We start from the raw sequence: 13,249 nt of genomic DNA, 5'->3' as shown, positions 1-13,249 counted from the left end.
TATACTCCATTGTTATAAAATGAATTAATCTAAATCTAACAAAAAACACAGAGATCTAATAGAGAAATGCGTGCGATGTAGGGCTTTTTCAATCCCCAACCACAAATTGCTCTATTTCCTGCCCCTGCTCTTTTTTAAGTCTTTCCCAGTCAGCCTGTGGCAATCTGACGTCCAGCAGCCAGTTTCCGGTCTCATCATAAGACTCACCGTTTACTGCATTGAGGTTAAACAAAGCCCCACGTAACTTGCCAAAAGCAGGTGGTACGATGAGCTTATGGGCAAAAATTTTCTTTGCTAATAGCTCCGAAATCGCCTGCTCAAGCAAATCACTGCCTTCACCCGTATGTGCTGATAACCATACACGCACTGGTACGCCTTGATCGTCTCTGTCTATTTTAGGGTTGATCTCCTCAACCAGATCAATTTTGTTGTAAACCAGCAACTGAGGGATCTCATCTGCCTCAATTTCTTTGAGGACCGATTGTACCTCTTCTATGTTCTCTTTTCTTCTCTGATCAGCCACATCTACAACATGAAGCTGTAAATCCGCCTCACGTGTTTCAGTCAGTGTTGCTTTGAACGCAGCCACCAAATCATGAGGTAAATGGCGAATAAAACCAACGGTATCAGCAAAAATGACTGGTCCGACGTCGGCAATTTCAAGCTTACGTAATGTCGGGTCTAAGGTCGCGAACAGCTGATCCGCAGCGTATACATCGGCATGCGTGACATGATTAAACAAGGTTGACTTGCCCGCATTGGTATAGCCGACCAGAGACACCGTGGGGATCTCGTTACGGCTACGCGCCCGGCGCCCCTGCTCACGTACCGTTGCAACTTTCTCCAGTCGCTTACGGATACTTTTGATCCGCTCTCTGAGTAAGCGGCGGTCGGTTTCAAGCTGTGTTTCACCCGGCCCGCGCAAGCCTATCCCGCCTTTTTGTCTTTCAAGGTGGGTCCAGCCACGGATCAGGCGAGTTGAAATATGTCGCAACTGCGCCAGTTCAACCTGCAATTTACCCTCGTGGGTTCGTGCACGCTGAGCAAAAATATCTAAAATTAAGGTCGTTCTATCTAATACCCGGCAACGGCAGACACGCTCTAAGTTGCGCTCTTGAGAGGGACTGAGTTGATGATTAAAGATGATGACATCTGCATTGTGAGTTCTGACAATCTCAGCGATTTCTTCTGCTTTCCCCGTTCCGACAAACAATTTCGGATGAGGCGCCTGACGGCTGCCTTGCACAACCGTCAAACAACTAACACCAGCAGAAGACACTAGCATTTCCAGTTCGCGAAGATCTTCTCGATCTCCTTCATTAGGAAACTCTATATGTACTAAGACTGCCTGTTCGCCGGCTTCATAACGGTCAAACAAGCATTACGCTCCTACTATCGACTAAAAACGATTAAAAGTTACCATCTTCGCCATGTTCTGCACTGTCATTGCCTTGTGTGTTCTGGAAATTTACAGCACGAGCAGGCACCACGGTCGAAATGGCATGTTTGTAAACCATCTGATTTACTGTGTTTTCTAGCAAGATGACGAACTGATCAAAGGACTGGATCTTGCCTTGTAATTTGATACCGTTAACTAAAAAGATGGAAACGGGAATGCGCTCACGACGTAAGACATTCAAAAATGGGTCTTGTAACGATTGGCCTTTTGCCATGTTCTTATCCTTCGTTCTAGGTGTTATTATGTTGAGATAGTTGAAGTAATCTGAATAAAAAAATTTCCCCAACCTCTATTAGCTTAGCGAACTTAATACACGTTGCAAGTTTTCTTGCCCGTCCGTTTCAAGCCAGGTGACATCTGGCCAACTACGTAACCAGGTTAATTGGCGCTTCGCTAACTGCCTGGTTGCTGCAATTCCTTTGAAGAGCATTTCTTCATAATCGCACTCGCCAGCCAAATGCTCCCACATCTGCCGATATCCCACACAACGAATGGAAGGCAAATCCGGATGCAAATCATTTCGCTGATATAAGGCCAAAACTTCGTTTTTAAAGCCCTGATCCAGCATTATTTTAAATCTTTTTTCTATTCTTTCGTGCAGTATCTTACGATCCTTCGGGGCAATTGCAAACTGATGAAACTGATAAGGTAAAGGCGCTTGTTTGGCTTTTTGCAATTCAGTCATGGTTTTGCCCGTTAAACGGTGCACTTCCAGCGCTCTGTTGATACGCTGTGAATCATTCTCGCTGATTTTCGCCGCCGCCTGTGGATCTATTTTCATCAGCTGCGCATGTAAAGCTGGCCAGCCCAGCTCATTTGCTTCTTGCTCAAGCGCCTCTCGTACCTGCGGGCAGGCTTCAGGCAAAGGCGATAAACCTTCAATCAGCCCTTTAAAGTACATCATAGTACCGCCAACCAGCACGGGTACTTTACCCTGATCGTGCAACCGTTCAATACAGGCAATGGCATCACGGCGAAAATCTGCAACAGAGTAACTTTCAGCCGGATCCAACAAGTCAATCAGGTGGTGCGGTGCCATAGCCTGCTCAGCAGCATCAGGTTTGGCGGTACCTATATCCATGCCTTTGTATACCAGTGCAGAATCCACACTGATAATCTCACTCTTTAAATGCTGACAGAGCTCAATAGCCAACGCGGTTTTACCGGCGGCGGTTGGCCCCATCAAGGTAATAACGGGTTTTGCTTGCACACTGTTTCTCTACTGCTGTTGGTGCTGCAACACATCTGGGTTACAGCCAGGACAAGATCTTATGGCTCTTGCTGGGACAAGCTTTTTAGCTTGCTTTGGTCTATTGTAACCGCTTTTGCTTCGATTTGAGCACAGCTTCTGGCATTTTTTAATATTTTTTCAGTGACTGCCACAAAGTGTTGGGAGTCAAAGTAACTTGCCGGCGTTGTCGCTTTCAGCCAGTTTAACCAATCTTCCAACGTCTGTACCTCTGCTGTACAAGCGTCGAGCACACTATCCAGGCACTGAGGTACATCCAGGCTATACAGACTTAAAGGCAACTTTTTCACCATCACGTAGCGTTCGTGTGACTGGATAGCAAATCCCAGTAACGTCAGCCAGGATTCCTGTTGCGTAATACGCGCAATCTCCTGCGTACTCAAATTAACGCGCACAGGCAATAGCAATGCTTTGCCCTGTAAAGTACCGTCTTGTTCAAGCTGTGCCTGCCAGGTTTCTATCAGGCCATCTCGACAATGGCCCAACCTGAGTTCACCAGCCTGAGTGAAGAGGACGGTACCGCTTTTTAGAGGCAAAAACTGGGTGACCACCGCTTCATGATGAACTGTGGCTTCCTCAACTCTGGGTATTACCTTTGATGCCTCTGACGGGGCAAGCATTCCCTGATACAGCTCGTTGACATTAACCTGAGGTGGCTTAGCAGAGACTGAACTGATGCTGTTTTTCGCACCACTTCGGGTGCTTTGGCTTACCCCTTGCGCACCAGATGACGCCCCTCGGGCAGATGGAAAAGCGTTGTCCCGCACTTCGCCATATTCATTTTGTAGTGGCGTTCGATAAGCCTGATGCTGACGCGTCTGCTGTAAGGTCAATTGCTCACCCGCTACAGGCTCGCTATGACTTATGGTGTCAGTAACCGCGCCCGCAGCCACTTGTGTATCCGGTTGGTGCAATGGCAACTCAGGTCGCTCACTGAGTACAACTTGCTTCACAGCCTGAACAATAAAGTCATGGATCAGACGTGCCTGATGAAACCGCACCTCATGCTTGGCAGGATGCACATTCACATCAACCTGAGTTGGGTCGAGTTCCAGATAAATCACAAATCCCGGCGTATCAACGGTCCCGACTGTTTCCTCAAACGCTTGTCGGATAGCATGCAGGATCAATTTATCTCGCATCATCCGACCATTGACATAAGTGTATTGGGTCTGATTGTTGCTTCCTACCGGTAACACCCAGCCATACAATTTCAGGCCATCGTGACCAGATTCCACAAAGCTGGCCTGCTGTGAAAACACTTTACCAGCTACCTGGGCAACCCGTTCCACACTGTATGGGTCTGGCCGGGCACGAAACTGCCTGATCACTTTTTGGTTATGCGTCAGCGTCAGGGCCAGATCAAAGCGACTTAAAGCAATACGCTTAATCAGTTCATCGATATGGCTAAACTCGGTTTTTTCAGTACGTAAGAACTTTCGTCTGGCCGGGGTATTGAAGAATAGATCTTTGACTTCAATGGTGGTCCCATTGGGATGGGCGGTTGGCTGGATCTGCACCGTCATATCACGCCCCTCGGCAAACGCCTGCCAGGCCGTTTCCTGATCGGCAGGCTTAGAGCTCAATGTCAGCCTGGATACAGAACTGATCGAAGCCAGCGCCTCTCCGCGAAAGCCCAGCGACGAAATACATTCCAGGTCGTCCAAAGTTTTAAGCTTGCTGGTTGCATGACGAGACAGCGCCAGCGTCAGCTCATCTTTAACAATACCGGCACCATTGTCCCTTATCCGGATGAGCTTGTGGCCACCACGCTCTATGTCTATCTGTATGCGTGTCGCGCCGGCATCAATACTATTTTCGACCAATTCCTTAACGACAGAAGCCGGGCGTTCAACCACCTCACCCGCAGCTATCTGGTTCGCTAATCTGGCTGGTAAAATTTCTATAGCCACAGACTACGCCTTAGGAATGGTCAGCACCTGACCAATATACAAAGTATTTTTAGTCAGTCGGTTGGCCTTTTTCAATGCAGACACCGTGGTGCCGTAGCGGGCGGCCAGTACACTTAGAGATTCACCCCGCTGTACTTTGTGACGCAGCGGTTTGTTGTTTTTCAGGCTCGCAAACAACGTATTGTCTGGCGGGTTTTGCTGATAATAACGCTTAATTGACTTAAAAATGGCATTCGCCAGGCGCTGCTGGTGATAACTGGTTTTAAGCTGTTTTTCTTCCTGTGGATTGGAGATAAAGCCAGTTTCGACCAAAATAGAGGGGATATCTGGTGATTTTAGCACCCCAAAGTTGGCCGCCTGAGGGCGTTTTTTATGTAGTTTCGTCACTTTTTTCAGCTCAGTTACCACTTCTTCCGCCACCTTAAAGCCAGTTTTCATTGAGTGGTCCATGGACATATCCAGTAATGCCTTGGCCAGATATTTCTCGTTCGCAGTGTCCTTTATCACATCCGCCGCACCGCCCAGCAGCTGAGAGTGCTTTTCCTTATCTTCCAGCCATTTACCGACTTCGGAATTGGCTCGACGTAATGACAAAATCCAAACCGAAGCGCCACGGGGTTCCGGGCGCGAAAAAGCGTCTGCGTGGATAGACACAAAGAAGTCAGCCTGACGCTCTCTGGCTCTCGCGGTACGGGTGTTAAGCTTGATGTAGTAATCACCGGTGCGGGTCAGACGTGCCTGCATGCCAGGCTCTTTATCAATTAAGCGCGCAAGTCGTTTCGCAATAGGCAGTGTGATGTTTTTTTCATAAGTCCCGGAGGGTCCGATTGAACCAGGGTCTTCCCCACCGTGGCCGGCATCAATGGCAATGATAATGTCTCTGTCTTTTACCAGCTCGCGCTTTTTGCTTTGTTTAGATTTACTGGCATAGAGGCTTTTTTGCTGCCCATACAGGTCAACCACCAAACGGTCTTTGTATGGTCCGGTCGGCGCGAGCGCAAAAATAACGGGTTTGGCGGTACGGCTCAGCTCCATGACCACCCGGGTGCTGTTGCGGCTTTTGGCCTGACTGTAACGCAGTTTTTCGACGATTTTATGTTCTTTAGGCAAGCTCGGGAGCTGCTTGAGCTTGCTGGTGTTTTCCAGGTCAATCACCAGCCGCAGCGGGTTTTTCAGCATAAAATAGCTGTATTCGGGTTTTTCTGACAGGTCAAACACCACGCGTGTGCTTTCGGGTGAAGGCCACACACGCACACCATTGATTTTGTTTTTTGCCTGCGCTGCGCTGGCGAGCAATAACGCGCTCAGCGCAAACAGGGTAAAGCTAATTTTTATTATCGCACTACGCATATCGACTTATAGCTTGAGCAAGCTGCCTTCCTCGTTCTGTGTGTGGCCTTAATACGGCGCGGCGCCCTTCGCCATGATAAGCCAGGTCAATGTCCATATCTGCCGTTGGGATCACGCCTGCGCCCTTCTCTGGCCATTCGACAATACAAACAGCATGCGGCGCAAAGTAATCCCGGATCCCCATAAATTCCAGCTCTTCCGGGTCACCCAGGCGATACAAATCAAAATGATAAATACAGACCTCTCCCAACTCATAAGGTTCAACCAAGGTATAGGTTGGGCTTTTAACATTCCCCTGATGACCCAGCCCCTGTACAATACCGCGTGTCAGTGTCGTTTTACCGGCGCCCAAATCACCATGCAAATAAAATACCGCTCCTGAATCAATTAACTTAGCCAGCTGGCTACCCAGGGCAATCGTTGCGGCTTCGTCAGCCAGATCAATTTCTAATGTCGTATCGACACTCATCCGATAATACCTCTAATATGGACAAATAAATCACTTGCCAGCAACCCATGTGCGCCGTCATGTGCCGCTTTTTCGGCCGCAAGACCATGAATATACACCGCTAACATAGCCGCATCAAATTTACTCAAGCCCTGCGCAAGCAAAGCGGCAATTATACCAGATAATACATCGCCCATCCCAGCGCTGGCCATGGCTGCACACCCCGAGCGATTGATATTTAAGCACTGCGCTTGCTGAACCAAAGTACCGGGCCCTTTGAGCACCACACAGGCTTGAAAATACTGTGCCAGCGCATCGCACATTTCGAACCTGGAGCTGCGCTCAGGTAAGGTCGCGATGGCGGCGCTGAGGCGCTTTGCTTCTCCCCAATGTGGGGTCAAAATAGCATTCTGCCACTGCCGGGGTTGTCCTGCCAGTAAATTTAGTCCATCAGCGTCGACCACCACGCTCTTAGTGCACTGGCGCACTGCATCAAACAAAGCACGTGCCCACGGTGACTGACCCAGCCCAGGACCAATCACTATAGTATCGGCTTTTTCCAGCAGCGGTTGCAGCGCATCGGCGTTGGCAACACCGTGTACCATCAGCTCATAGCGCCCCTGCAATACCATAGCCTGATTATCCGGGTGTGTTGCCACACTGACCAGCCCTGCGCCGGCCCGTAAACAGGCTTCAGCAGCCAGCCGTATCGCGCCCGCCATGCCGGGGCCTCCACCGATTAACAGCACATGGCCACAGCGGTTTTTATAGGTGTCAGCTGGGCGCACCGGACGCTTTGCCAGTAAAGCCTCTGCTGAAAAATAGTGACTTGAAGGCGATACCAGTTGTGCAAATTCGCCCCCAACGCCCAGCTCTGCCAGATAGACAGTCCCGCTATGGTGTCTGGCTGAACCGGTGAGCAGGCCTTGCTTGAGCGCAATAAACGTGATGGTCACGTCTGCAACAAAGGCATCCCGGGCAACTTCACTGGTCGAGCCATTCACACCACTGGGAATATCAACCGCAAGCCGATGTGACGCGCACTGAACAAGCTGTCTAAAAACCGCTGCGACATGCTCTGGCAACTGGCCACGGAAGCCGCTGCCAAACACGGCATCCACGATTAAAGCGGGCGCTGACGCCTGCCAGTCAGCACAATGGCGTGACACCTTACCGCCACCGCCCTGATATTGACGATAAGCTGCGCGTGCATCGCCCTGAAGCTGCTCGGGGTCGAACAACGCTAGTACTTCAACCGCAATACCAGCCTGGTGACACAGATGTGCCAGCACGTAGCCATCTCCCCCATTGTTTCCCTTACCAGTGAGGATCAGTACAGGACCGCTCAGTGACAGACTACTGACATACTCAAATAATGCGCCTGCGGCACGTTGCATTAATGCACTTAACGTGGTTCCTGCCAGGCGCGCCGCTTCGCCTTCATTGACTTGTACCGCTTGGGCCGTATAGGCAACTTGTGGTAAATTAGTCAGGTATTTTGCTTGTGATATAGACATGCCGTGACAACCACTACTCATTCTTCTGTTGATATTAACTATACTGAACTTGCGCAAAAAATTAAGCTCTGGGGCAAAGAACTTGGCTTTGCTGAAGTTGGCATCACCGACATAGACCTTAGCGAACACGAAGCGCAATTACAGCGCTGGCTTGATAAGGGCTATCATGGTGAAATGGACTACATGGCTGCCCATGGTATGAAACGTGCCCGCCCAGCTGAACTGGTGCCCGGTACACAAAGGGTGATCTCAGTCAAAATGAACTACCTGCCACCTGATGCCAGTTTCGCCCGTGCGCTTAAAAATAAGCAAACGGCCTATATCAGCCGTTACGCTCTGGGCCGAGACTATCATAAGGTTATCCGTACTCGGTTAAAAAAACTCGGGCAACGCATAGAACAGGAAGTCGGACAGTTTGGCTTTCGCCCGTTCGTTGATTCGGCGCCCGTGCTGGAACGCCAGCTTGCTGAAAAAGCAGGTCTGGGCTGGCGAGGCAAAAACAGCTTACTGATCCACAAGCAAGCCGGTTCCTGGTTTTTTCTGGGTGAGTTGTTTGTTGACCTGCCTTTGCCCACAGATGATCAGCCACAAGAAGAAGGCTGTGGCAAATGTAATGCCTGTCTCACGCTTTGCCCGACAGGTGCAATTGTGGAGCCCTATGTGGTGGATGCCCGCAAGTGTATTTCTTATCTGACCATTGAATTACAAGGCCCGATCCCCGAGCAGTATCGCTCATTGCTGGGCAATCGAGTCTATGGTTGCGACGACTGCCAACTGGTATGCCCATGGAATCGCTATGGCCAGCTCACAGACGAACAAGACTTTCACCCCCGCCAGCAGCTCAAAGATCAGGAGCTGGTTACCCTATTCAACTGGGATGAACCCACGTTTTTGAAAAATACCGAAGGCAGTCCCATTCGCCGTATTGGTCATGAACGCTGGCTACGTAATTTGGCCGTTGGACTGGGTAATGCCAACCCCGACCCCGGCATTATCAAGGCACTCGAGGCACGTCTTGAGTCGGCCTCTGAACTGGTCCGGGAACATATTGTCTGGGCACTGGAACAACAACGCACCAAACGCACCGAGCAACAGCGTAAAAACGCCCGGCTGATCCGGATAATCGAGAAAGGCCTGCCGCGAGATGCTTAATAAGATTATTATATTTCAATAAATTAAATCACTTTAATATCGTTCTACAAACTACACCAATATGGTGAGCAAAATACCCCTCATCCGGGGTCACCTGGACTAGACAGCTAGTGTTGTAACACAGGCACTTAAGAGTTAAGGCTTTTTGTCACTGAGATTGCTTTCCTGTCGAACTGAGCAAGGATAAATCGCTTTCGATTTCAGTGAAGGCTTCCCGCACCTGCATAATGGCTTCCTCGCGCGCGATGGAGCCTTGGATCGCTTCATCAATATGCTGGTATATAAAGACTTCCTGATCTTCATCCAGCCCCATGGTCGGGATCCGTTGCTCGAATACTTCCTGCAGATTTCTAAAAATCGACTCATTCTGGCTACGGTTGTTGTTGAGCAAAGCCAGTAAGCCGGTAAACTTACTGTGGATCATGGTAATGGCTTCATTCAATTCTGCCTGCTGACAGATCAGTTGTTTCCGTGTCAGGATGGCCAACAATTGCTGCTCTGTGACGCTGGCGATAAAGCAGATATGATCTCTGAGCCGACCATGCTTGTCGGCATCTTCCGATGGCATATTCAGAATCAGGACACTAACGAGATTGTAATTCACCAGAATTCGGCTGGTAAATTCATGCAATCGCCCCTTGGAACGTAATATTTCAAACAATTCCAACACAATAGGTGAACACAGCCCTGCGGTTGCGAAATGATGGCGCTGCTCATCTACCCGAAATTCGATATTACAGCTTAATCCTAAGTTATTCAGACACTGGATCAGGGCTTTTGCTAACGTCTGAATGTCATCAATCACACCGATCTGCTCGATATAACTAACGATGAAACCCATTTCACTGCTGGTTGCCATGGCGTTAAATGCCGTGGAGGTCGCATCCTCTACCTGCTGCTCAAGGATATCTCGCTCCAGTAACATTTGTCCCAGATTGAGTAGCTTAGCTTTGAGCTCATTGTGGCCAAAAGGCTTAACTATGTAGTCTTCGGCACCCACCGCATAACCTTCCATACGCTCTTCAACCGAGCCACGCGCCGACACAAACATCACTATGATATCCTGTGTCTGCAAATTAGCCTTTAGCTTTTTACACACCTCATAGCCATTCATTTGCGGCATGCTTACGTCCAGCAAAACAACCTGAGGCGCAAAGTCTTCAATCACGTCCAGACACTGCTGACCACTGGTTACCGTGAGCAGTTCAAAATCAAGGTCTTCAAGTATTTCCTCAATGATTTCGAGGTTGAAAGGTTCATCATCCACCGCCAGGATTCGTTGCAATGCCATAACACAGTTCCTTTTCCGTTGCCAAAGCGTTGTCATCTGCCAGCCAGCTGAAAAGCCACAAAGCCGGCGGAGACACTCATTCTTTAGTTATAGACAGTGATTCCAAATGGCGCTAGTGCTCCAACTGAATTGGCAGTTCAATGTGGATGCAGGCACCTTCATCCGGATTATTCTCGGCATAAATACAGCCTTTGTGTAGCAGGACAAACTCTTTACAGATTGCCAGCCCCAGTCCCGTTCCGCCCGCACCGCTGTTGGTTTTACTGCTCTGTGCGAACTTGTCAAAAATGTGCTCAAGTTCATCCTCCGGGATCCCAACGCCCTTGTCCCGCACCAACAGGTGCACATACCCAGATTTTTGCATGACGGTAACGCTGACCTGACTGTGTTCCGGGCTAAATTTCAGTGCGTTACCCAGTAAGTTTCTCATCACCTGGGTGAGTTGCTCAGCGTCACAAAACAACATAATGGCTTCTTCCTGCACATCCAGCTCAATACGGATATGCCTTGCCATGGCCAGACCAGAGACATCTTCTTTTGCAGTGTGCACCAAGGTCAGCAAATTATGCGAAGCCGGGTTAAAAGGGAAACGCCCAGCATCGAGCTTAGATAAATCGAGTAAGTTGTTCAGTAACAACAGCAAACGCTCACCACTGGTTTCGATCCGAGACAAATATTTTTCCAATTTGCCCACAGGTATCTCATCACAACTTAGTTTATCGAGACCGAAACGGGCAAAGCTCAGAATTGAGTGCATTGGCGTTCTGAGTTCATGTGACATATTCGCCAGAAACTCCGATTTACTGATATTTGCGGCCTCCGCGGCCTCTTTGGCGGCCTGAAGTTGAGCCGTACGCGCCTGAACCTCGACTTCCAGCACTTCCTTAGCTTCTTCCAGTAACTGTTGTTTACGCTTTAGCTGAGCGACGTTCTTAAAAATAGCTGCCAACGCAATTTCGCCGTGATGGTCAATTTCAATAAAAGTCCCCATCAGGGGAATACTGGGTCCTTCTTCCTGTGGCAACACCAGCTCACAGTTAAAATGACGCAAGATACCACCATTGTTGATGGCATCTTTCAGTGCCGCAACCGATGAGGGATCAAACAGGTCAAATATCGAATGTTGCTGCAGCTGATCGCTGGGCAGGCGCAGCAGAGTACTGCAACCATCATTGGCCTCAATGACATAACCTTCCAGATTAAACAGCATAATGGGATCCGGCGTATGCTTATAAATCACCCGCAGTAAGCTATCCCTTTCAATCAGCGCATCGACCGTATCCTGCAAGCGCTCAACCAGTTCCTGGTTATGTCGACGCAGCAACTCGCTCTGCCACAGTTTATGCAGAGATTGCAGCAGCGCCCCTTCATCGATGGGCTTAGTTAGCACATCTTCCACCCCCTGACGGATGGCTTCCATCATATCAACCTGATCTTGTCGCGAAGTCATCAACAAGCAGCGCGTATCACGGTGAACCTGCCGCACTTTCTTAAACACATCCAGCCCACTTCCCTGTTCCAGGTTGAAATCACATATCAACAAATCGACATCATGACTACTTGCCTGTTGCATAGCCTCAGCAATACAGCGTGCTGTGACCACCGTAAGTTGTGCGCCACGTAGACTGGTCGCCAGACGAGCAAGGCGATCCTCTCTGTGATCAACCAATAAAATTTTGGGCAGCTCAAGACGATCATGATCGCCCGTTTCAAGCACTCGTTCCAGCAGGCTAGTGATTTCTTTATTACCAAAAAAAGGGTAAATCACGATGGCATTGCACAGCATCCGGTTTAAGCGACTGAATGCCTCGACATGTTCCGAATTTTCCGGCTTGGGAGCCAACAAAATCAAGCGGTCATGATCTTTTAGCGCAGACAAGGCATCGAACGTAGTGTCGGGAAGCCCATGGGCAATTGCAACAACATGGTAGGCAAAAAAATCCTGAACTTTGTGCAATACCTGAAAGTGCAGGTGTACCACTTCACACCCCAGTAACTCAAATAATACCTTCAGTCTCATAGCCAGCACACTGCTGCTATCAATAATCAATACCTTGTTGTTTTCCATAACTAAACCCTGTTTTGGTAAACCAATTTACCGGAGCAATTTCGTCATTCAATGCATTCAGTTTAGCCAATAAATACCAGTACGATACTCTGTACGCTTGAATCACGCTGCTCAACGGATAAACTGTGAACTGAACATCGTCGTACCGCGTATACACAGTCATTGAATTTAAAACAGTTTCAGGGAGTCCCCAATGATAAAACCGTTAATGATCTCTTTAGCTCTGCTCACCAGCGCCAGCATTCATGCCAGTGATGCCCCTAATTTCTCAAAGAGCACAGCATGCGATGACTTCACGGGCTATGAGTTTAGAAAGTTGAGGTCGAAAGACACGGTTGACTTGTGTGCCTTCAAAGGCAAACCCTTGTTGGTGGTTAATACCGCCAGTAATTGCGGTTTCACGGGTCAGTTTGACGGCCTGGAAAAACTACACAAAGCCTATGCAGATAAAGGCCTGGTTGTACTAGGATTTCCTTCGGATGATTTTTTCCAAGAAGAGAATGACGAAAAAGACACAGCCGAAGTATGCTTTATAAACTACGGTGTTACCTTTACCATGATGGCAACCGGCGCGGTCCGAGGCAGTGATGCCAACCCTGTCTTCCAGCATCTCGGTGAACAAAGCGGGGCACCTATGTGGAACTTTTATAAGTATTTGATTTCCGCTGATCGCAAGACAATTCAACAGTTCAATAGCAGAACCAAGCCTATGTCAGAGCCGCTTATTGCCGCGATTGAAAAAGAACTTGATCTTAAATAATGCGCTTTAAATCCAATTATATTAGAATAATGTATGAGCATT

11 protein-coding genes are annotated in these 13,249 nt (G+C 48.8%); 2 read left to right on the top strand and 9 right to left on the bottom strand.

The genetic code is table 11. The annotated features are described in order from the left end of the window. Nucleotides 1–88: 88 nt before the first annotated feature. The 7 genes from hflX to CWB98_RS09735 form a co-directional block, all read right to left on the bottom strand. Nucleotides 89–1,378 carry a ribosome rescue GTPase HflX gene (gene hflX / locus CWB98_RS09765; protein WP_138544704.1) on the bottom strand — a complete coding sequence of 430 codons (1,290 nt, stop codon included), beginning with the start codon at nucleotides 1,376–1,378 and terminating at the stop codon, nucleotides 89–91. 31 nt (nucleotides 1,379–1,409) lie between these two features. After that, complete coding sequence (gene hfq, locus CWB98_RS09760; RefSeq protein ID WP_054015980.1) at nucleotides 1,410–1,673, bottom strand: RNA chaperone Hfq; 264 nt, start codon at nucleotides 1,671–1,673, stop codon at nucleotides 1,410–1,412. Nucleotides 1,674–1,751: 78 nt separating this feature from the next. After that, the gene (gene miaA / locus CWB98_RS09755) at nucleotides 1,752–2,669 is read right to left on the bottom strand and encodes a tRNA (adenosine(37)-N6)-dimethylallyltransferase MiaA (RefSeq protein WP_138544703.1); all 918 of its coding nucleotides are present in this window, start codon (nucleotides 2,667–2,669) and stop codon (nucleotides 1,752–1,754) included. A 59-nt stretch (nucleotides 2,670–2,728) separates the two neighbouring features. Then, on the bottom strand, nucleotides 2,729–4,621 hold the full coding sequence (gene mutL / locus CWB98_RS09750) for a DNA mismatch repair endonuclease MutL (protein ID WP_138544702.1): 1,893 nt from the start codon (nucleotides 4,619–4,621) through the stop codon (nucleotides 2,729–2,731). Nucleotides 4,622–4,624: 3 nt separating this feature from the next. Next, nucleotides 4,625–5,971 (bottom strand): N-acetylmuramoyl-L-alanine amidase, encoded by a 1,347-nt coding sequence (locus tag CWB98_RS09745; RefSeq protein WP_138544701.1) that lies wholly within the window; start codon nucleotides 5,969–5,971, stop codon nucleotides 4,625–4,627. Next, entirely contained in the window at nucleotides 5,964–6,440 is a 477-nt protein-coding gene (tsaE, locus tag CWB98_RS09740; RefSeq protein ID WP_046003677.1) for a tRNA (adenosine(37)-N6)-threonylcarbamoyltransferase complex ATPase subunit type 1 TsaE, read from the bottom strand. The genes CWB98_RS09745 and tsaE overlap by 8 nt, the downstream gene beginning before the upstream one ends. After that, complete coding sequence (locus CWB98_RS09735) at nucleotides 6,437–7,936, bottom strand: NAD(P)H-hydrate dehydratase (protein ID WP_138544700.1); 1,500 nt, start codon at nucleotides 7,934–7,936, stop codon at nucleotides 6,437–6,439. Before CWB98_RS09735 ends, tsaE begins: the two co-directional genes overlap by 4 nt. Nucleotides 7,937–7,939: 3 nt before the next feature. On the opposite strand from CWB98_RS09735, the gene queG reads away from it, so the two are divergent. Beyond that, a complete protein-coding gene (gene queG / locus CWB98_RS09730; protein WP_138544699.1) occupies nucleotides 7,940–9,088 on the top strand; it encodes a tRNA epoxyqueuosine(34) reductase QueG in 1,149 nt (382 codons plus the stop codon). A gap of 148 nt (nucleotides 9,089–9,236) precedes the next feature. Here the strand turns inward: queG and CWB98_RS09725 are convergent, their stop codons facing one another. After that, a complete protein-coding gene (locus CWB98_RS09725; RefSeq protein ID WP_138544698.1) occupies nucleotides 9,237–10,379 on the bottom strand; it encodes a response regulator in 1,143 nt (380 codons plus the stop codon). A gap of 112 nt (nucleotides 10,380–10,491) precedes the next feature. Beyond that, nucleotides 10,492–12,447, bottom strand: a complete 1,956-nt coding sequence (locus CWB98_RS09720) for a sensor histidine kinase (RefSeq protein WP_138544697.1) — start codon at nucleotides 12,445–12,447, stop codon at nucleotides 10,492–10,494. A gap of 193 nt (nucleotides 12,448–12,640) precedes the next feature. Between CWB98_RS09720 and CWB98_RS09715 the strand changes: the two genes are divergently transcribed. Continuing rightward, entirely contained in the window at nucleotides 12,641–13,207 is a 567-nt protein-coding gene (locus tag CWB98_RS09715; protein ID WP_138544696.1) for a glutathione peroxidase, read from the top strand. Nucleotides 13,208–13,249 lie beyond the last annotated feature (42 nt).

Origin of the sequence: Pseudoalteromonas rubra (assembly GCF_005887115.1) — a bacterium.
In the GTDB taxonomy this organism is placed as follows: Bacteria; Pseudomonadota; Gammaproteobacteria; order Enterobacterales; family Alteromonadaceae; genus Pseudoalteromonas; species Pseudoalteromonas rubra_F.
This window is presented reverse-complemented; position numbering and strand designations above follow the sequence as displayed.

Excerpts from the sequence above, each read along its gene's own strand:
- CWB98_RS09720 (WP_138544697.1), bottom strand. The coding sequence starts at position 12,447 with ATGGAAAACAACAAGGTATTGATTATTGATAGCAGCAGTGTGCTGGCT.
- tsaE (WP_046003677.1), bottom strand. The coding sequence starts at position 6,440 with ATGAGTGTCGATACGACATTAGAAATTGATCTGGCTGACGAAGCCGCA.
- hfq (WP_054015980.1), bottom strand. The coding sequence starts at position 1,673 with ATGGCAAAAGGCCAATCGTTACAAGACCCATTTTTGAATGTCTTACGT.
- CWB98_RS09715 (WP_138544696.1), top strand. The coding sequence starts at position 12,641 with ATGATAAAACCGTTAATGATCTCTTTAGCTCTGCTCACCAGCGCCAGC.
- CWB98_RS09725 (WP_138544698.1), bottom strand. The coding sequence starts at position 10,379 with ATGGCATTGCAACGAATCCTGGCGGTGGATGATGAACCTTTCAACCTC.
- CWB98_RS09745 (WP_138544701.1), bottom strand. The coding sequence starts at position 5,971 with ATGCGTAGTGCGATAATAAAAATTAGCTTTACCCTGTTTGCGCTGAGC.
- CWB98_RS09735 (WP_138544700.1), bottom strand. The coding sequence starts at position 7,936 with ATGTCTATATCACAAGCAAAATACCTGACTAATTTACCACAAGTTGCC.